Raw genomic sequence first — 20,076 nt, forward strand, 5'->3', positions numbered from 1 at the left:
CAAACAATGGCCCATGCCATGAAGATCGCGATCGTCGACGACGAAAAGGACATGCGCCAGTCGATCAGCCAGTGGCTGGCGCTGTCGGGCTACGAGACGGAGGCCTATGCCACCGCAGAGGACGCGCTGAAGACCATCGCGACCGATTTTCCGGGCATCGTGATTTCCGACATCAAGATGCCGGGGATGGACGGGATGGCGTTCCTCAAGCGGTTGATGAGCGTCGATTCCGCCCTTCCGGTCATCATGATCACCGGCCACGGCGACGTGCCCATGGCGGTGGAGGCGATGCAGATGGGCGCGTTCGATTTTCTCGAAAAGCCGTTCGACCCGGACAAGATGACCACCCTGGCCAAGCGGGCGGCGATCCAGCGGCGCCTGACGCTCGACAATCGCGCGCTCCGGCGAGAGCTGGGCGACGGGACCGGTATCATGAAGAAGTTGATCGGCGCCTCACCGGTCATGGAGCGTCTCCGAGAGGACATTCTGGATCTGGGCCAGGCCGACGGCCACGTTCTGATCGATGGCGAGACGGGGACCGGCAAAACCCTGACCGCCCACGCGCTGCACGCCGTCGGCGCCAAGGCAAAGCAGAAATTCGTGCTCTTCTCCTGCGCCGGGCAGGATGAGGCGACCCTGGGCGCGCGGCTCTTCGGCCCCTCCGAGGCCGAGATCCCCCTGATCGAACAGGCCCGCGGCGGCACCCTGGTCCTTGAGGACATCGACGCGCTGCCCGCCAGCCTGCAGGCGCGTCTGCTGACCTGGATGAACGAGCAGGGCGCACCGGCCGAAACGCGGGTGATCGCGATCTCGAACCTGTCGGAACAGGGCAAGACCTGTGAGGACGTCTTGCGTCCGGATCTCTACTACCGGCTGGCGGCGATGAAGATCACCCTGCCGCCGCTCCGCGCCCGCGGTGAGGACATCCTGACGCTTTTCACCCGCTTTGCCGACCAGGCGGCAGATGACTACGGCGGCGAGGCGCCGGAACTCTCCGCCCAGGAGGCCGCGCAGCTTTTGCAGGCGCCCTGGCCCGGCAACATACGCCAGCTGATCAACGTGGCGGAGCGCGCAGCAATGCAGAACAGGCGGGGCACCGGGACGATCTCTTCGCTGTTGATGGCCAACGAGGAGGATGCAGAACCCGGCATGACGACCGAAGGCAAGCCGCTCAAGGAATACGTGGAAGCGTTCGAGCGCATGCTGATCGACAACACCATGCGCCGTCATCGCGGATCCATCGTCGCGGTGATGGATGAGCTCTGCCTGCCGCGCCGGACCCTGAACGAGAAGATGGCCAAGTACAACCTGAGCCGGTCCGACTATCTGTCGGGGTGAGAGCGGTAGAGACGAAATAGGGAAAACAAAGGCAACACGCGGCCTTGTGCGGAGACTCTAATCCGGCGCATGGATGGCGGTCCGTCGCCTGACCCGCCGTGCGGGTGCAGAAACGCGTTGTGCTCGGGACGGATTCCGGCCTATGCTTGAGGACACGGGTTCGGAAACGCGCTAGGATTTCGCAACCTGAAGATGATTTCGCTGTTGGCGACTCGCACTTCCGGGGCCAGACAGACAGATCGCATCCCGGCCCATGTTCGTCATGGTCAGGACCCCGTTCATGGGCGCGGAGCCTCTTCGCGCCGGAGTAGAAATAGCGATGCGCCGCGACGTTCCGACACTGCCTTGGTTTGCTCCGCCCTTCGTGGCTGGACAGGCAGTGCCCGCGTCCGGCGCCATCGCACCACCCTATCGCGCCCGGCCCGTCCCATGCCGGACGATCCCAGGGGGGCGCGCGGAATTTGATCACATGGCAAAGAAAATGCTCATCGACGCCACCCACGCGGAGGAAACCCGCGTCGTGGTGGTGGACGGACACAAGGTCGAGGAATTCGACTTCGAATCCGAGAACAAGCGCCAGCTTGCCGGCAATATCTACCTGGCAAAGGTCACGCGTGTAGAACCGTCCCTGCAGGCGGCTTTCGTCGACTACGGCGGCAACCGGCACGGGTTCCTGGCTTTTTCGGAGGTTCATCCCGACTACTACCAGATCCCCGTAGCCGACCGTCAGGCGCTCCTCGATGAGGAAGAGGCCGAGGCAGAGGCCGAAGCCGCCCGCAACGATCCCGAACGGCGCGACGGCGACAAGCGCGGATCGTCCGGCCGATCGCGGTCCCGCTCGCGCACGCGCGCGGCACGCACGGAAACGGATGAGGATGCCGTCGCCACCGCCGATCTGTCGGGCGACGACGCCGCAGAGGCGCAGGCCGCAGCCATCGCCGCGGACGCGCCCGGCATGAACGTGGTCGATGTGGCCGATGACGAAGGCGCCACCGCCCCCGGCGACGATCCCCGCGATCCGGAGAAGGATGACGATGAGCCGCGCGGCTACGTCGCCGCCGACGATGCGGCGGAGCGCGACAGCTCGATCGAGTCGGTGGCCGATGACGACGTGACGGACGAGGTTCGCCGCCCGCGCAAGCCCCGCGCGAAGAAATACAAGATCCAGGAGGTCATCAAGGTCCGCCAGATCCTGCTGGTCCAGGTCGTCAAGGAAGAGCGCGGCAACAAGGGCGCGGCGCTGACCACCTATCTCAGCCTGCCGGGGCGCTACTGCGTGCTGATGCCCAACACCGCGCGCGGCGGCGGGATCTCTCGCAAGATCACCAACGCCGCGGACCGCAAGAAACTCAAGGAGATCGCCGGCTCCATCGACGTGCCGAAAGGCGCCGGGCTCATCATCCGGACCGCGGGGGCCAAGCGGACCAAGACCGAGATCAAGCGCGACTACGAATACCTGCAGCGCATGTGGGAACAGATCCGCGAACTGACGCTGAAATCCGTCGCCCCGGCCGCGATCTACGAGGAGGGCAACCTCATCAAGCGGTCGATCCGCGATCTCTACAACCGCGAGATCGACGAGGTCTGGGTGGAAGGCGAAGGCGGCTACCGCACCGCAAAGGACTTCATGAAGATGATCATGCCGTCCCACGCCAAGAACGTGAAGCACTACCACGACCAGTTGCCTCTGTTCGCCCGCCACCAGGTCGAGACGTATCTGGGCGCGATGTACGACCCCACGGTGCGGTTGCCGTCGGGCGGCTACATCGTCATCGGCGTGACCGAGGCGCTCGTCGCCATCGACGTGAACTCCGGCAAGGCGACCAAGGAAGGCTCGATCGAGGAGACCGCCTACAAGACCAACATGGAGGCCGCCGAGGAGGTGGCCCGCCAGTTGCGCCTGCGCGACCTGGCCGGTCTGATCGTGATCGACTTCATCGACATGGAGGACCGAAAGCACAACGCCAACGTCGAGAAACACTTCAAGGACAAGCTCAAGACGGACCGCGCGCGCATCCAGGTGGGCAAGATCAGCGGCTTCGGCCTTCTGGAGATGTCCCGGCAGCGCCTCCGCCCCGGCATGATCGAGGCGACGACCCAGCCTTGCAAGCACTGTCACGGGACCGGGCTGCTGCGCTCGGACGACAACGTGGCGCTGGCGGTGCTGCGGCAACTGGAAGAAGAGGGCACGCGCAAGAAGTCCAAGGAGGTCTGCGTGACCTTGCCGGTGGCCATCTGCAACTATCTGATGAACCAGAAGCGCGATCACGTTGCGATGATCGAATCGCGTTTCGGCCTGGCGGTCCGGCTGGAGGCCGATCCTGCCCTCGTCAGCCCCGACTACCGCATGGAGAAGCTGAAGCACCAGACCATCCGCACGGTCCGGCAGACGGCGGCGATCACGTCCTCCATGGCGATGATGGAGGAAGACGAGAACGATATCGTCGAAGAGCAGGATGAGCTTGAGGTCGATGAGGCGGATGCGCCCGCCGCCGCAGCGAGTGAGGGGGGTGCAGAGGCGCCCCGGGACGACACTTCGGAGGACAAGCCGAAGAAGAAGCGCCGCCGCCGGCGGCGCCGGAAGAAGACCGAGAATGGAGACGGCACGACGGACGAGCAGGAGGGGAACGCCGCCGCCGATCGGCCGCGAGAGGGCGATGGCGATGCCGATGTCCGTCCCCAACCGGCCGAGGCGGCGCAGGACGCCGACTCCGTGACAGACGGCGACGCGACGACGCAAGGCGACACCGGGCAGGACGGCGACATCGCGCAGGACGGCGACGCGCCCTCCAAGCCGCGGTCGCGCTCCCGTTCACGCTCGCGCAAGAAGTCCCCGGCCGCCGATGCGTCTGTCGATGCGCCCGTCGATGCCATGGCGGCTGCTCCCGCTTCGCAGGCCGCGGTATCCGAGCCGGTCGGTGAGGCTGAGGGCGGGTCCGACCCGGCCCCGGCGAGGGCCGCAGAAACCGCCGGCGCGCCGGAAACCCCGCCAGAGCCCGCATTCGAATCGCCCGATATGCCGCCTCTGGAGACGAAATCGACCCGGTTCGGATCTCCCGTGCCAGAAGAGGTCTCTGAGCGGGTGACGGAGGATGCGGGGGTCGCGCCGCCGGTGCCCGACGCGCCCCATGCCGCCGCGAATGCCGATGAAGAACCCGCGGAGGGCGACGTGGCGGTGACGGAGGACAAGCCGAAGAAACGCGGCTGGTGGTCGCTCAGAAAGTGACCTGACACGCCGGACAATCGGGGTCGCCTCTCAGGGGCGGCCCCTTTTCGTTTCGGGCCGTGACCGGACCGTGGCACGGACGGCCGCGGGTCCGGGCGGATATCCCCCTCAGCCGGTCTTGCGGATAAAGTAGTGGGAGACGGCCCCGATCGTCTCTGCGCCCAGCAGATCGTGCCCTGCCTCGGTGCAGAAATGCGGCACATCCACCACGGCGGCGGGGTCGTCCGCGCGCACGCGCAGCACGTCGCCCGCGGCAAGCGTCTTGAGCCGCTTGCGGGCCTTGAGCACCGGCAGGGGGCAGAGCAGCCCCACCGCGTCGAGATCGGCGTCGAATTCCATGGGCCGTCACATCGCACCCTTGTTTCCGCTTGTCCACGCCGTCCCGCAGTGTCGTGCGGCCGGTTCTCCTGAACGGCGGCGCCGACCCGCACTTGCGTCCAGCCGTCCAGATACGCTCGACAAACGGTCTGCGATCCCTTCACTGTCGCGGCGGCTGGCGGGTACCCTTCCCGTGGCAGCGCTCCGCGGTCCGTCCGGCGCCTGTCCCCGCCATCGCTCGTCAACGGGCTTTCCACGCTGCGGATGCCCCGGTCCGGGCTTATATTGGCCACTATTGTCCTCTAGTCTCGGCCCGACGGCGCAGCGGAGGCGACATGGCGACAGTGAGGAGGCGCCGGGTATTCTACATTCCCGGCTACGACCCGATCCATCCCCGTCGCTACAGAGAGCTCTACCGCAAGCAAGGAGCGACGCAGGCGGCGCTGTCGGACTATGCCATCGCGCTGACGCCGCGCGCCGGCGCCCGCTACGGCTGGTCGGTGGAGGCCCGCGTCGAGGGGCACGACGTGTCGGCCACGGTCGAGGTCCTCGTCTGGTCGGATATCGTGAAGGACAGCATGGGGGCGGGGGTCGTTGCCACCTACGCGCAGCTTGTCCGCACGGCGTGGACCTATATCGCCAGCGGGGCGCTGGCGCGGCTCTTGTGGCTGCGCAAGGGGCCGGTGATCGCGGCGCTCTATCCCGTGGGCATGCTGCTGGGACAGCTCCTGCTCTGTCTTGGCGCGGCGTGGGTGCTCGGGGCGCTGGCCGCCTGGGTGCTCGGTCGGGCCGGGGCGCCGGGATGGGCTGCCGTCCCGGCCATGTTGGCGGTGTCGGCAGGTGTGTTCGCGCAGGGGCTCAGGACTTTCCGGCGGCATGACCGCCGCCTGTTCGCCTACTACCTCATGCACGACTACGCTTTTGCGGCCCGTTGGAACGGCGCCAACCCGCCGGCGCTGGAGACCCGGATGGCCGCCTTCGGCGATGCCATCGCACGGGCCTTGACCGAAGAGGTGGATGAGGTGCTGGTCGTCGGCCACTCCTCTGGCGCGCATCTGGCCGTTTCGGTTCTGGCGGATCTGATCCGCGAGGGGCGCGTACCGCAGACCGGCCCGGCGCTGTCCTTCCTGTCCCTGGGTCAGGTCATCCCGATGATGTCCTTCCTGCCCGGTGCGCATCGCCTGCGCGCCGATCTGAACCTTCTGGGCGGCACGGATCGGCTGTTCTGGCTGGACGTGACGGCACCCGGGGACGGCTGCGCCTTCGCGCTCTGCGACCCGGTGGCGGTCACGGGCGTGGCGCCACCGGCGCGGACCGGTCCGCTGGTCCTGTCGGCGGCCTTCTCCCGGACGCTCCGCGCCGAGACCTGGGCGGCCTTGCGCTGGCGCTTCTTCCGGCTTCATTTCCAGTACCTCTGCGCTTTCGACAACCTGGCCTGCGATCCGGCCGCCTATGACTATTTCCGCGTCACGGCCGGCCCGCTGAGCCTGCGGGAGCGTTTCGCGGGGCGTCGCGCGTCGAAAAGCCGGATCGACCGGTCGGCTTCGCGCTATACCTCCATGGCCGCATGAGTCCGCCCAAACCGCCGTCACGACCGGACCGCGTGTCGTTCTGGCGTTATCTGAGGCTGTTTCGCGCCGACATCCTTTCGGCCCAGCCCGAGCGGCTCTATCGCGCCTGGATGGCGGAATTCCGCACGCCGTTCCTGCGCTCCTTCATGGTCAACGACCCGGATCTGGTCCGGCTGGTGCTGCGCGACCGGCCGATGGATTTTCCCAAGTCCGACCGTGTGTCGGAAGGGCTGCGCCCGCTTCTGGGCCGGTCGGTGTTCCTGACCAACGGCGCGGAGTGGCAGCGCCAGCGCCGCCTGATCGACCCCGCCTTCGACGGCGGACGCCTGCGCGACACCTTTCCCGCGATGCTGGCCGCGGCCCGCGCCATGGCCGACCGCATGTCGCCCGGTACAATCGACATCGAGCCGGAAGCCAGCCATGCCGCGGCGGACGTGATCTTCCGCGCGCTCTTCTCTCTGCCGATTAACGATCGCGTCGCCCGCGCGGTGTTCGATGAGTTCCGCAGTTTCCAGCGCAGTCAACCGATCCTCAACCTGGCCGCTTTCGTGCCGCTGCCGCGCTGGATGCCGCGCCTGCACCGCGCCGGGGCCCGCCGTGCGGCCCGGCGTATCCGCGCGCTGATAGACGATCTCGTGACCGAGCGGCTGGCACGGATCGCCAGCGGCGACGCACCTGAGGATCTGGCCACCAAGATCCTGACCGCAACGGACCCCGAAACCGGCGATACGTTCGACGCCGCGGAGATGGTCGACCAGGTGGCGATCTTCTTTCTGGCCGGGCACGAGACCTCTGCCTCGGCCTTCGGCTGGACGCTGTACCTTCTGGCCACACATCCCGAATGGCAGGATCGCGCGGCCGCGGAAGCCCGCGATTTCATGGCCGCGCCGACCTTTACCGGCCTCTCCGGCCTCAAGATCACGCGCGACGTGTTCCGCGAGGCGCTGAGGCTCTATCCCCCCGTTCCGATGATGGTCCGGCAGGCGACCCGGGCAGAGCCGTTGCGCGACCGGGTGTCCGATCCGGGCGACACGGTGGTGCTCAGCCCGTGGCACCTGCATCGCCAGACCCGGATATGGGAGGACCCGGACGCGTTCGACCCGGCCCGCTGGCAGACCGAGGCGGGCCGCCGGTCCGCGCGCCGGGCCTATATCCCGTTCTCCGCCGGTCCGCGCGTCTGCACCGGCGCGGGCTTCGCCATGGCCGAGGGGGTCATCCTGCTGGCGGCGTTCCTCGACCGCTTTGCCGTGGCGCCGGTGGCCGGGCGGATCCCGGAACCTGTCGCCCATCTCACGGTGCGGGCGAAACACGGCATCCATCTGACGCTGCTGCCGCGCTGACATCGGTCCCTTTTCCGGAACCTTCCGTCTAGCGCGCCGGGGTCAGCCTGGTCACGCCCACGGCACCTGCTCTTGCCAGCTCCGGATCGAGCGACATGGGAATGTATTCCCCCCGGCGCCAGAGCTCTCCCAGGTCGTCGTAGTAACGGCTGAGCGGGTGGCCCGACTGACCGGTCGAGATGATGAACACCGACGAGTCGGGGTCGGCGAAATCGTAGACGCCCCGATATCCCGCCCCATGGACGTTGGTGAACGGGTCCGGATCGGTCCCTTTGGTAAGGCCGCGCATGAGCGTGTTGTCGCCGCCGCTCGTGGACTGACGGATGTTGACGAACCAGCCGAGACCCGGGACATCCCCCAGTGCGGTGTGCTTTTGAACGGCCTCATGCGCGTCGCCCCAGCGCAGGGACTCCAGTGCCGTGCCGTATTCTTCGGAGATCCAGACCAGCGCATCGTCGAGCGCGTAGCGGGCCATGTCGGCGCAGCTCTCCTCTCGCGCCGACTGACGCACGTCGCACCATGCCGCGGCGCCGTCGATATTGCGGAAGACCCTCTCGACGAACAGCGGCTCCAGGCGAACGAATTCCTCGGCCAGGGGGCCCAGCTCATCCTCTATCAGGCGGGCCTGCAACGCGCGCATCCAGGCCGCATAGATCAGCGGTTCGGGCAGATGCTCGTTCATCTCTCCGTTCCAGCCCGCCAGAAGCTCCAGTGCCCGCTGGCGAAGGCGATCGGGCGTGCCCTCCGGCGCCGCCTCTCCGGTGAACCACAGATCCGCGCCGACCAGCGGCAGAAGCGACCGCGCGGTGTAGCTGACGGTATCGAGCTGCGCTTCCATGAAGCTTTCGCGGGTGTGGACCTCTCGCCCCTGCATCAGCCGCCGCCAGCGCTGGACGCGCTGGGTGTCACCCCAGAGATAGGACATGTGGAGCGGGAAGGGCCGGTCGATGATCTTGTTGTTGGTGTTCCCGACGATGCCGCCCTCTGGCGACACGAATTCCGGGTTCAGCGCATACGGCAGGCGGCCGTCCCAGCGGTTTTCCTCGATCCAGCCGGGGCTGGGCATCCGCCCCTTGGACTGGTGGCCGTCGCGGCGCCGGGGCAGGGCGCCGATGGTCTTCATCGCGACGGTCTGCCCGTCTGCCAGCGTCAGGTTCTGGGAGGGCGCGACGTAGCGCTCCGACACCTCGATCACCTCCCCCACGGACCCGGCGCCCATCAGCGCCATGGCCGCGCTGATAGAGGTATCCTTGTCCGAAAGGGCGGTCCAGGCCAGGCTGGCGACATGTCCGGGCGGGGTGACGGTCCCCAGGTTCCAGTGCCGTCCGGGCAGCACCGGGCCGTTGTCGGTCCAGCGCAGCGTCAGCGTCAGATCCTCCGCGTCCTTGACCTTCACGATGGAGGTGCGGCTGCGCATCCTCTTGTAGCCGTCGGGGGTCAGGACCTCCTGCCGGTTCTCCGGGTTGAGCTTTTCGATATAGACGTCCTGATCGTCGGCGTAGGAAGAGGTCAGCCCCCAGCCCAGACGATCCGACCGGCCGGTCAGGACCGCCGGGATGCCCGGGATCGTCCCGCCGATGACGCCGCCCGACGCCAGTTCCAGCCGCGCCAGGTACCAGATCGAGGGGGCCGTCAGCGGCAGGTGCGGGTCGTTGGCCAGAAGCGTGCCGCCGGAGGCCGATCGCGACGGCGCGGCAGCCCAGGCATTGGAGGCGCCCGCAAGACCGCGGGCCCGCACCGGCGACAGCGGATCGGGCGCGGCATCCGGTACCGCGCGCGCATGGCGCAAGCTCCGTGTTCCGGGCATGAGATCGGCGTAGCGGGGCAGGGCGGCGATCCCGTCGCCCGGCGCGTCCGGCAGGATGTCCTTGAGCCGCGCGTCGTTGTCGAGCGACAGGGACACCCTGGCGCGAAGGACCTCCTCGCCCACATGGGCCGAGAGTTGCAGCGCCATGAGCTTGACGATGGCGATGGAATCGGCCGGCTGCCAGGGGGCGATGGCGGGGCTGAACAGCCAGAACTCCGGCGCGCCGCGGCCGCGGGCGCCGCGGTTGACCTCATCCAGCCAGGCGTTGACGCCGGCGGAATAGGCCTCCAGCGCGGCGCGGGTGCCGTCGTCCTGGGCCGACACGGACCGGACCGAGAGATTGTAGATGTCGAGCCGGCGCATCAACTCATCCGTGCGCGCGGTCCTTGCCCCGAAGATCTCGGACAGGCGGCCCTGCGCGGTCCGCCGCATCAGCGTCATCTGCCACAGACGGTCCTGGGCCTGGGCGTAGCCGAGACCGAAGAACACGTCCTCGTCCGACGCGCCGAAGATATGGGGCACGTTGGCATTGTCGCGCACGATCTCCAGCGGCGCGGTGATGCCCGCGACGGACACCGTTTCGGAGTAGTCCGGCAGCGAGCGCGTCATGAACCAGTAGGCGATTGCAAGGGTCACGGCGGCAAGGGCGGCAAGACCGAGGAACAGGCGGGTGAGCCAGCGGAATATGGTGGCCATGTCTCTCTCGGGTCGCGCCGGTTGACCGGCGGTGGAACGCGGTTAGACCGTGCTTAGTCAATCGGCACGTGGAGGTGAAGTCATGGCGAAGGTCGCGTTCTTGGGATTGGGTGTGATGGGGTATCCGATGGCCGGGCATCTGCAGGCGGCGGGGCATGGGGTGACGGTCTACAACCGCACCAGGCAGAAGGCCGCGGACTGGGTGGCCGAGCATGGGGGCGCCGCGGCCGACACGCCGGCCGAAGCCGCGCGGGATGCCGCGATCGTGTTCTGCTGCGTCGGCGATGACGACGACTTGCGCGCGGTCTGCCTGGGGTCGGACGGCGCGTTCGCCGGGCTGGCGGAGGGCGCCGTCTTCGTGGACCACACCACCGTGTCGGCGATGGTGACGCGAGAGCTGGCGGCCGAAGCGGAGGCGGTCGGCGGGGCCTACGTCGACGCGCCGATCTCCGGCGGGCAGGCCGGCGCAGAGACCGGAGCGCTGTCGATCATGTGCGGGGGCGCGCAGGCGGCCTATGACACCGCTGAGCCGGTGATGGACGCCTATGCCCGGATCTGCCGCCGGATCGGGGATACCGGCGCGGGACAGACCGCCAAGATGTGCAACCAGATCGCCATCGCCGGGCTGGTCCAGGGCCTGTCAGAGGCGCTGAATTTCGCGGAGAAGGCGGGTCTGGACGGCCATGCGGTGGTCGAGGTGATCAGCCAGGGCGCGGCGGGATCCTGGCAGATGGCCAACCGCCATGAGACGATGCTGGATGGCGCGTTCGATCATGGCTTCGCGGTGGACTGGATGCGAAAGGATCTGGGGATCTGTCTGCGGACCGGCGACGAGATCGGCGCGTCGCTGCCGGTGACGGCCCTTGTCGATCAGTTCTACAAGGACGTTCAGGCGATGGGCGGCGGCCGGTGGGATACCTCTGCGCTGATCGCGCGGCTGCGTCGTCTGGGCTAAGCGGCCGTTCGCGGCGCCGCCCCCCCCCCCGCCCGATGCCGTGGATCGGGACGGGCCGGCAGACGGTTCGGGCCTGTCCGCTTCGCTTGCTTTGGCCGTGCGTGTTCGCCAGGCGGGGCAGGTCCGGCCCGAAGCCGTCAGGCGTTCGAAACCGGCTCGCGGCCAGTGACCGGAAGCACGGGTTCTGTGAACGCCATCATTCACGGAGCCGGAACACATCGAAGGACCGGTTCGAGCCGATTTCCCGCTGGTTCGGTGTGTTTTTGCGATCAACCGCGTTGCGTGCTGCTTGGCGGGCCGTGCTTGTCCGGCCGTTCCATCCTGCGCCGGGCGTCATCAGCTTGAGTATCGCGGGTCACTGGGGACCTTATTGCGCAAAGCGGGTGAAGCTCGGGAGCCCCCTTCGCCCGGACGCACTATCCCACGCTCCGTGGCAGGTGTTCCGGGCGCGGTGCAGCCGTTCAGCACGGCGGCGCGGGCCTGGGGTTCGGCACCCTGGCGATGGACGTCGCGTGCCACGCGCCTCTGCCCCGGCAGTTTGGCGCAATGCATCTTCATCTCGGCACGGCGCGGCTTCGGCGTTGGTCTCCGCTCCATCTTCGCCGGATCGCGCGACCGAGATGTTTCGATGCGCGAGGGGCCCCGTTCCGGGCGATAGCACCCGCGGTCGATGGCGTTCACGGCTTGGCGTTCCTGCGCGGCGGCGGTGAGGGCATGACTGCCATCGGTCCGAAGGGATGCCCGAGCGCATCGGCGCCTCGGTCGGCGGTGGCGTCGTGGCAGCCGCGCGTGTCACAGGCGCCGTCCGCCGTGACCGGGCCGATCTCCACATCGGCTGGGGATCTGGCCGAGCAACTCGGATGGGCGCATCGCCGACGTTGCTGCCGGTGATCTCGATGGCCCGGATCTCCAGCGTCCGTTCGTGTGGATCTGGCGCCACGGACGGCGTGTCGCGCCCCTATGCTTGCGGGCCGTGCGTCGGGCTTGCGCGGCCGCACTGCGGCCACGATCCTTTTGCCCCTGCGGGCCGCGCGGATCGCCATGAAGCCACGCCGCTTCGGCGCCTGGCTGCAGGCCGGCCGGTTCCCGGTCCTGTGGCGCGGCGGGACGGGCTCAATCCTGCAGACCAGCTACCACGCTGGAGTCACGAGATGACTCCCCCACCCGGACCTTTGCGCGACAAAGCCATTCCCTCACGTAAGCCGATACGCTTAGAATTGCTTGAAACAAATTTGCGCAATTGAATTGGAGGGGAGTCCGATGATTTCCATGCGTGGTCTTGCCACCGCTTGCGGCATTGTCTCCTTGTCGATCGCGGGGGTTTTTGCGCCCGCATTTCCCGCCGCGGCACAGTCGGACGAGCTGAAGCGCGCGCTCATCGGGCTGGGCGTGCAGGCCATCACCGGCGGGCTGTCACGGCAGCCGACCGCCCAACAGCCGAACCGGGCGGCGCCGGCAGCGCAATCGGGCAGAGGCGTTTCGGGTGGGTCCGCCCGGTCGGCAGGGCAACGGCAGGATCGGGCAGAGCCCACCGTTTCGCCCGCCATGCGCGCCGCCATGGCGACGCAGCGGGACCTCAACCTGCTCGGGTTCGATGCTGGCCCTGTCGACGGCAAACCGGGGCGCAGGACGGTCGCGGCGATCCGGGCATGGCAGGGCAGCCGCGGGCTGCCGCGCACCGGAAATCTGAACCGTGTGCAGAGGACCGCCCTTGCCGCGGAGGCGGCGCAGGCCTCCGGCAATCCGCGAAAGGCCCGTACGGCGCAGGTGCGCGAAAGCCAGGTATACCTTGCCGAACTGGGCTACGATCCGGGTCCGGCGGACGGGGACTGGGGGCCGCGGACGCAACGGGCGCTGGATGCGTTTCGACGCGACACCGGGCTGACGGCGGCGGGTGGACCGATTGCGCCCGCGGAAACGGCGGCTCTGTTTCGCCGGATCCACGGAGCGACGTCGCTGGCGGCGGCGCAGGGGTCCTCCGTCATCGCACCGGCACCGACGGGGCCAAGCTTTGACTGTGGCCGGGCGTCCCTGCCCGCCGAGTTCGCCATTTGCGGCTCCGACCGGCTGGCCGCGCTGGATCGGTCCCTGGCCGAGGCTTGGCGGCAGTCGGACAAGAGCGGCGTTCCCGAAGAGCGGGCGCGCCAGTCCGCCTGGCTCGCCGAGCGCGATGCCTGTCAGGCCGATGGGGACTGCCTTGGGACGGCGATGCGCTCCCGGATCGCGGAGCTGGGCGGAACCGTCCCCGCGCTCGCCGCGACGGGGGCGGGGGCCGGAACCGCGGACCCGGCCGGCGGCGTGCCCGCGATCGCGGCGGGGGACAGGGTCCATGTCGCCCCGCGGGGCATGATGGAGGGCCCGGACGGCTTCATGCGGCGTCTGGCGCTGCTGGAGGTCCGGCGCGATCCGACCCGTCTCGACGACGATGCGGCCGCGATCGACCAGTTTCGCCGCGCCGACCGGGCGGCCGGGGGCGCAACGGCATCGCGCCAAGCCGAGCAGGCCTTCCGGGCGATGAACGCCTTGGAGCAGGACGATGTGCGCAGCGCCCTTCGGACCAGAATCCTGGCGGAGGCAAAAGAGGTCCGGGAGGTGTCCCCGGAAGCGCCGGTCCCGGTGGCGCTCTATCTGCCGGTGACCCCCGGCGCGTTCGAGGAGGGCAGGGGGCTGGAGCTTGTCGGCGCAGGTGAGGCGACCGTCTCGATCATGCCGCGCGCCTACGGGATGGGCGGCGTCTCCGTCCGGGTCGCGCTGCCGGCGGCCGATACCGTGCCGATGGACCGTGAGGAGGCGAAGGCGTTCATCGACAGGGTCGAGGCCGCACGCAGCGACGGGCAGACCCTGATGCAGGTCGTTTGGGGCCACATCACCCGGATCGGGGTGGACGAGAGCGTCGAGAGCTTCGCCACCCAGCGGCGCAACCGCACCGCACTGACGACGTTCGTTATGGAACGGGCGGATCTGCGTCTGGTCCGGTGGACCACGCAGAGCTTCGACCCCGCGTCACCGGACGCGCCGGCCCTCCATGTCTGGGACACGGGCGGCCGGGCCGCGACCGCCGGTGCGCGCTCCGCGCTGGAGGTCGCCCGGGATCTGGGGCTGCCGATCGAGGACGGGCGCATGGCGGTGGCGCTCGATCGGCCGGGCGGCGCTGCGGCGGCGTGGACGGAGTTCACGGCCCTGGCCCATGTCGGCGACAATCCCGACATCGCGCGCGAGGGCGACCGTTTCGCAGGGATCGCGGCCGTGCTGCTGTCTGATGCCGAAAGGCGCGCCTTCTTCGGAGATTCGTATTACGCCCAGTACTACGGCAACCAGAGAGCGGACCAGGTGATCCAGCAGCTCTTCTCCGGGGACGCGATGGCGATGTCGCCGGCGTTGCAGGCTTTCCCGGACGAGTTCGCGCGACAGGATGCCCGGCAGACCTTCTTTGCCCGGTATTATGACCAGATCCTGGCCCGCACCCCGATCTGGCCTTTGCCGGTTCTGCACCGCGCGCCGGTCCGTGTCGGTGAGTACGACTTCGAGAACGGTTCCTTCGCGCTGAACTACGGGCAGTACGGCGGCCAGACCGGCGCCGGGGCGGCCTTCCGCGTCGTGCAGCTGCCCGGTCCGGGCATGGTCTCGGCCGAGCGATTCTCGGGCCTGCCGGACGTGCTGGAGATGCCGCCCGACCAGGCGCGGGTCCTGCGCCAGGCGCTGGAGAGCGGGCAGATCACCCTGGCATGGTGGTCGGAGTTCGACTGGAGCGTGGACCGAAGCGATGTCGAGTCGCGGTTCGGCACGCTGGAGGGTCTGCGTGGGATGCGTCCGGGGCAAGGGCGGCTGACAAGGATCGGTCTTTTTGCCGGTGCCGATCTTGCCTGGCAGCTCATGGAGCTCGATCCGGAGACGGTGCTGGTGCCGGTGCCGCAGGAAAGCCCGGACGTCGCGGCCACCGAACCGCAGACCGCGCCGGACGCAGCAGCGCTGGCGTCGATCGAAAGATCCGACGGGCTGGCAATCCTTGGCGCCGTCGGCAGGCTGACGGGCGGGTCGGACGCCACCTTCGAGACGCTGGCCCGTGCCCAGGCCCCGGTCATCCAGGCCAATGAATTCGATGAGCCTGCCGCCGTCGCAGCGACGGTGGCCGCGCTGCGCGAGAGTTCGGAAGGACCGCTCTGGCTGGAAGGGGCGGTCGAGCTTGGGCGCTACGACCTGGAGGCGGGGACCTTCGCCTTCGAAGTGCCCGACTACCGGTGGAGACAGCGGCAGGGTCACCGTGTCGATCGCCATGGTCGGCGCGTCCCCCTTCGCCCCCATCGCAGTCGAAGAGGATCTGGCGCGCCGAATCGTCGAGAGCGGCCAGCGGCAGATCTCGATGCTTGCGCTCGTGGATCCGGAGGTCGCGACTGCCGCCGGGAACGGGCGCGGACAATACGACCTGCTGGTTCGTCCCAGAGAGGTCATCTTCTTCCGGGACGAGGCCCGGACCGGCGTTCCGACCGAGATCCTGGCGCGGATCTCCTTCGCGGAGGACAACGAAGCGGCGAGAGCCAGGATGGCGCAGCGATTCGACGCGACCGCTTTCGAAGGCCTGGAGGAGGCCCGGCTGGAGCTGGACGCGCATGTGTTCGACCTGCTGGCGATCCGGTCGGGCCACCGGCCCGACGGCGCGGAACTGGACGAGATGGCCGTCGCGGCCTGGCAGCGCAGGTCCGATGGTGCCTCGGAGCCCGGAGCGGCCTTCTTCCAGCCTGACGCACCACGTCCCGACGCGACCTGGCTGGCGCTGCATCGCGCGTCGTTCCGATCCTACATGGAGGCCAAGGCGGCCCGCATGGGACCCCGCCTGAGGGCCAGGATCGCGTATCGGGACCGCGCGCCCTGCCGCAGCATCGCCGAGCCGCAGGGCCAATACGGCAATCTGCCGGTCATGGAGGCGCTGGGGCAGATGCGCGGCGACATCTCCGAGCTGGGACAGCGGATGCGGGACGGGACCGGGCCGCTGAAGGTCGCGCGACGATACGCGATCCTTCAGGGCCGTCCGCAAGCGACGCGCGACGCCTGCGCGTACTGGTTCGGCGTGATCGTACTGCAGGACGCCGTCCACGACGCGCTGACGCGAACCAACGCGGTCGCGAGCGTCGTCGATTTCGAGCTGGACGATCTGTCGCTGGTCGAGGGACGCGCGGAGATGCCCGACATGATCCTTCGCGGGAAGTCGGTGGAGACGCGCGTGGAACGCGAAGACGGGGTCCTCGGCATGCCGCTGGAGCCCGCGCCGCAGGCGGAGGATGACGTGGATGTGGCAATGCTGCAAACCGCGGAGGCCCGGGAAGGGCGCTCGCCGATCTCCGCCGTGGATCGCCCGCCAAAGACGGTGCCGCCCGCAGATGCGGCTTGGCCCGACGCGATCGACCTGGGCGGGGCTGCGGCCAAGCGCGATCTGCTTGGCCTGCGCCCGGGCCAGAGCATCGCCGAGGCGTCCGAGGTCGCCGACGCGCTGGACGGGATAGAGGCGGTGTTCGTGACCACGATGCCGGACCGATCGTCGGATCCCAGCCAATCGGCCCTGGGCTACCAGAAGATCTATATCCGGCGGGGCGGACGCGAGGCGCTGACGATCGCCTCCTACGCGCCCGATGGCGAGGTGGTGGCGATCATGCGGCGCATGGTCGTGCAGGGCGGCACCTTACCCTACGACCGGATCGTCGCCGCGCTTGAGGAGAAATACGGAGCTCCGGACCGCAAGGCGCTGGGTGGGATGCTCCGCGGCTGGGCAGCACTGCTTCACGCTGCCCTACGGAACGCCGCCCTCGGGCCGGATGCAGCCGACCGACGGGAGCGGCGCGCGGCTGACGGGCGACAGGGCGAGCCCCTGGATGATCGGTCTGCCGGTGATCTCAGACCAGCTGATGGCCAGCTACGCGGAATGCGGAGAGATCATCGCCTATGCGGAGGAGAAGCCCGCGCAGTGGGGGCATGCGGGATTCAACCTCGTCCTGATGGATTTCGAAAGACTCAAGACGGTGAGAGCGGCCCTGTCGCCGGACCCTGATCCGGTGGATGCGTTCGAGATCGAGGTCTAGCTGTTTGATCCCACGGTTCGACGGTGCGATCCTTTTGCTGGAATGGAAGGACGCCCTATGGGGACACGTCGCGGGAGCGCCACGACCACGCCGGCCGGCAGAGCAGCGATACAGCGGTCGCAAGCCTCGCTCGCGCAGCTGGGTCGGGCCTTGATCCCAAGACGGTTTCGAACCGGCGCAAGCGCGCGACGGTTGAGGACATAAACCGGCCCGGCGGACCCGCGGTCCTCCGTGCTGCCCGGGACCGGCGACGGGTCGCGGTCCGGCGCCGCACGCGCCTGCACTGGGCGACCGCCGTCATGCCCTGCCGTCGTCGATCCCGCATCTCACGCGCTCGGCGCTGCTGCCTTCAGCGCTATGGCGTCCCGCGCCTGCCGGACATCGAAGGCGCCAGACGTTCGAGCGGTATCCCATCGGGGTCTTTCACATCGGGATCGCCAAGGCGCAGACAACCGAGGGCAAGCCTTGGCCAAGTTCGCGGTCGCCCCACGCGTTGCAACGGCGGACAGAAAGACCGCCCGGGCGTTTCGTCGGCACATGGTCGAGGCTGTGCCCTGTCGGATCCCTCACCGACAACGGCAGTCCGGTCGCAGCGCGGCCCCGACACCGGAACACCATCCGTTCGCTTTGACATGATCCGCGAGGCCGACGGCACCGAGCACCGGCCGATCAGGCCGAAATCCATGGACAAACGGCCAGGTCGGGCAAATGAACCGCACAATCGCGGAGGCCACGGTCGAGCGCCTCCGCTCCGACAGCCCCGATCGGCTGCGCCCTAACCGCACGGACGTCCCGGCGCCCGAAGACTGCGCCCGACGACGCACCACCCCGAACGGCCTCACGCCCTTCGGATACATCCGCAACATCCGGACACCAGTGCCGGATCGATCCACCCCGATCCAATCCACCAGATATTGGGACTGAACATCTTGCAGGCCGCGAACCGTCGCTGGACCGCCTCCGGAATCACGTCGCGGATGTCCCGCCGCTGCCGGCATTCACCACGGCCCGCCGAAAGACGATCTCGCGGTCGAGCGCATCCATGAAGAAGGCGCCGCGGACGACATTGCGGTTCCAGCGGGCGAGCTCGAACCCGTCCGAACACCGGCTTGACGGGGCGCCGAACGGGGATGGATCGTAGCGCCAAGCCACGGCACCCAAGGCGAAAGGCGCGGCGATCAACCTTCGGTACCTTGCGGTCGATGCCGCGGCCAGACCGACCGGCGGCAGGCGAGCGACACGGCCGCGCATTGCAAGCCCGGGTGTACTGCAGGCGGTCGCGGATCATGACCAGCAACGCCGCCGCGCGGCAGCTCTGGCGACCCTTGGGACGCTCATTCCGAGCCGAAGAACCGCGCCCATGCCGATGGTGCGAAATGTGGTTCGGCCCGCCCGGGCATCGACGGCTACGGTTTTCCGCGTCGCGTGACCCGGCAAACGGGCAAGGTCACGCAGGACGGGTCGGTTAGCGTGGGCGTGTCGAACGCGATTTGGATCGGCACGTCAGAGGATCGACAGCGGGGCGCGTTCCGGTCGCCCATCTCTTTCGACAGGAAAACCGTCGCAGTGGCCTGCTGCCGGTTCCGTGGACACGAAGATAAGATCGTGACCATGGAACTGGAGATTGGATATGACGAGACGGAAGTTCAGCCGCGAATTCAAAATCGAGGCGGTGAAGCTGGTGACCGAGCGGGGCGTGACGGTGGCCCAGGCGTGCCGAGATCTGGACCTGGCGGAGAGTGTTCTGCGGCGGTGGATGCGTGAAGCGACGGTGGCGTCTGCCACTGCCTTCCCCGGCAATGGCCAGCAGCGCGCCGAGCTGGCCGAGATCGCGGCCCTGAAGAAAGAGGTCGCCAAGCTCAGGGGCGGAGCGTGACATCCTAAAAAAGGCCGCGGCCTTCTTCGCGCGGGAAGCGACATGACGTTCGCGTTCGTTGCGAAGCACCGGCATATCTGGCCCGTCAGCTGGATGTGCGCGGTGCTGGGCGTCTCTCGGTCTGGCTTCCACGCCTGGCTCAAGCGACCGATCAGCGCCCGGGCGATCTACGATGCGAAGCTCGTCTTGGAGATCGACAAGAGCTTCAAGGCCAGCGACCGCACCTATGGCGCACGTCGGGTCTGGCGCGACGTGCTCGAGGAAGGGTTGGCCTGCGGGCTGCACCGGATCGAGCGCCTCATGCGGCAGAACGCTATGAGAGCGCGACCAAAGCGGCGCGGGAATCCGAAGGATGATGGCGAACGCTCGGTCATCGCCGGCAACATCCTCGACCGCGACTTCCAAGCCGACCGGCCGAACCAGAAATGGACCTGTCGCGGTTTGATGCCGCTCCTTTGATAGCATTTACTGCAACAAAGGAGACGAACTATGGGATTGAAACGGACGGACGAATTCCGCCAGGATGCGGTGCGTATTGCGCTGACCAGCGGGCTGACGCGCAAGCAGGTGGCTGATGATCTGGGCGTTGGAATGTCGACGCTGAACAAATGGATCACAGCGCATCGAGACACGAACGTGGTTTCACAAGAGGATTTGGACCTCGCCAAAGAGAATGAGCGGCTTCGACGTGAGATCCGGCTTCTCAGGGAGGAGAGGGAAATCCTAAAAAAGGCCACCCAGTTCTTCGCGGGCCTAAAGCAATGAGATTTAGGTTTGTCGAGGAACACAGGAACCATTTCCCAGCCAACCGTTTATGCAGTGTCGTTGGCGTCAGCACACGTGGCTTGCGGGCCTTCCGTAGCCGCCCTGCCAGTCGC

8 protein-coding genes and 4 pseudogenes are annotated in these 20,076 nt (G+C 68.1%); 8 read left to right on the forward strand and 4 right to left on the reverse strand.

Features of this window, described 5'->3' with window-relative positions; all coding sequences use genetic code 11:
• Window positions 1–6: 6 nt before the first annotated feature.
• Together KW83_RS18040 and KW83_RS18045 are read left to right on the forward strand one after the other, a co-directional pair.
• Window positions 7–1,338, forward strand: a complete 1,332-nt coding sequence (locus tag KW83_RS18040) for a sigma-54-dependent transcriptional regulator (RefSeq protein WP_036181856.1) — start codon at window positions 7–9, stop codon at window positions 1,336–1,338.
• 469 nt (window positions 1,339–1,807) lie between these two features.
• The gene (locus KW83_RS18045; protein ID WP_036181858.1) at window positions 1,808–4,564 is read left to right on the forward strand and encodes an Rne/Rng family ribonuclease; all 2,757 of its coding nucleotides are present in this window, start codon (window positions 1,808–1,810) and stop codon (window positions 4,562–4,564) included.
• 108 nt (window positions 4,565–4,672) lie between these two features.
• On the opposite strand, the gene KW83_RS18050 is transcribed toward KW83_RS18045, so the two are convergent.
• Window positions 4,673–4,903, reverse strand: coding sequence for a sulfurtransferase TusA family protein (locus KW83_RS18050; RefSeq protein ID WP_036181860.1), 231 nt, complete (start codon window positions 4,901–4,903; stop codon window positions 4,673–4,675).
• A gap of 314 nt (window positions 4,904–5,217) precedes the next feature.
• Between KW83_RS18050 and KW83_RS18055 the strand changes: the two genes are divergently transcribed.
• Together KW83_RS18055 and KW83_RS18060 are read left to right on the forward strand one after the other, a co-directional pair.
• Window positions 5,218–6,453, forward strand: a complete 1,236-nt coding sequence (locus tag KW83_RS18055; protein ID WP_036181861.1) for a hypothetical protein — start codon at window positions 5,218–5,220, stop codon at window positions 6,451–6,453.
• On the forward strand, window positions 6,450–7,793 hold the full coding sequence (locus KW83_RS18060) for a cytochrome P450 (protein ID WP_036181863.1): 1,344 nt from the start codon (window positions 6,450–6,452) through the stop codon (window positions 7,791–7,793). Before KW83_RS18055 ends, KW83_RS18060 begins: the two co-directional genes overlap by 4 nt.
• 28 nt (window positions 7,794–7,821) lie before the next feature.
• Here KW83_RS18060 and KW83_RS18065 read toward each other — a convergent pair whose 3' ends face one another.
• Entirely contained in the window at window positions 7,822–10,296 is a 2,475-nt protein-coding gene (locus KW83_RS18065) for a penicillin acylase family protein (protein WP_036181865.1), read from the reverse strand.
• Window positions 10,297–10,378: 82 nt separating this feature from the next.
• Here KW83_RS18065 and KW83_RS18070 point away from each other — a divergent pair, with 82 nt between their 5' ends.
• On the forward strand, window positions 10,379–11,251 hold the full coding sequence (locus KW83_RS18070) for an NAD(P)-dependent oxidoreductase (RefSeq protein WP_036181867.1): 873 nt from the start codon (window positions 10,379–10,381) through the stop codon (window positions 11,249–11,251).
• 336 nt (window positions 11,252–11,587) lie between these two features.
• Here the strand turns inward: KW83_RS18070 and KW83_RS20230 are convergent.
• Window positions 11,588–12,223: pseudogene (locus KW83_RS20230) on the reverse strand (IS5/IS1182 family transposase); the annotation flags it as partial.
• Between the two features lie 288 nt (window positions 12,224–12,511).
• On the opposite strand from KW83_RS20230, the gene KW83_RS18085 reads away from it, so the two are divergent.
• Complete coding sequence (locus tag KW83_RS18085; protein WP_036181870.1) at window positions 12,512–15,991, forward strand: peptidoglycan-binding protein; 3,480 nt, start codon at window positions 12,512–12,514, stop codon at window positions 15,989–15,991.
• A 2,265-nt stretch (window positions 15,992–18,256) separates the two neighbouring features.
• Here the strand turns inward: KW83_RS18085 and KW83_RS21630 are convergent.
• Window positions 18,257–18,426, reverse strand: a pseudogene (locus KW83_RS21630) (IS3 family transposase); the annotation flags it as partial.
• A gap of 526 nt (window positions 18,427–18,952) precedes the next feature.
• On the opposite strand from KW83_RS21630, the pseudogene KW83_RS21635 reads away from it, so the two are divergent.
• Both KW83_RS21635 and KW83_RS18105 read left to right on the forward strand, forming a co-directional pair.
• Window positions 18,953–19,627, forward strand: a pseudogene (locus KW83_RS21635) (IS3 family transposase); the annotation flags it as partial.
• A 60-nt stretch (window positions 19,628–19,687) separates the two neighbouring features.
• Window positions 19,688–20,076, forward strand: a pseudogene (locus tag KW83_RS18105) (transposase); the annotation flags it as partial.

The sequence above is a fragment of the Palleronia rufa genome, assembly GCF_000743715.1.
In the GTDB taxonomy this organism is placed as follows: domain Bacteria; phylum Pseudomonadota; class Alphaproteobacteria; order Rhodobacterales; family Rhodobacteraceae; genus Palleronia; species Palleronia rufa.

Bases quoted from the DNA above. Each gene is read 5' to 3' on its own strand.
- KW83_RS18040 (WP_036181856.1), top strand. From the start codon at position 7: ATGGCCCATGCCATGAAGATCGCGATCGTCGACGACGAAAAGGACATG.
- KW83_RS18045 (WP_036181858.1), top strand. From the start codon at position 1,808: ATGGCAAAGAAAATGCTCATCGACGCCACCCACGCGGAGGAAACCCGC.
- KW83_RS18050 (WP_036181860.1), bottom strand. From the start codon at position 4,903: ATGGAATTCGACGCCGATCTCGACGCGGTGGGGCTGCTCTGCCCCCTG.
- KW83_RS18055 (WP_036181861.1), top strand. From the start codon at position 5,218: ATGGCGACAGTGAGGAGGCGCCGGGTATTCTACATTCCCGGCTACGAC.
- KW83_RS18060 (WP_036181863.1), top strand. From the start codon at position 6,450: ATGAGTCCGCCCAAACCGCCGTCACGACCGGACCGCGTGTCGTTCTGG.
- KW83_RS18065 (WP_036181865.1), bottom strand. From the start codon at position 10,296: ATGGCCACCATATTCCGCTGGCTCACCCGCCTGTTCCTCGGTCTTGCC.
- KW83_RS18070 (WP_036181867.1), top strand. From the start codon at position 10,379: ATGGCGAAGGTCGCGTTCTTGGGATTGGGTGTGATGGGGTATCCGATG.
- KW83_RS18085 (WP_036181870.1), top strand. From the start codon at position 12,512: ATGATTTCCATGCGTGGTCTTGCCACCGCTTGCGGCATTGTCTCCTTG.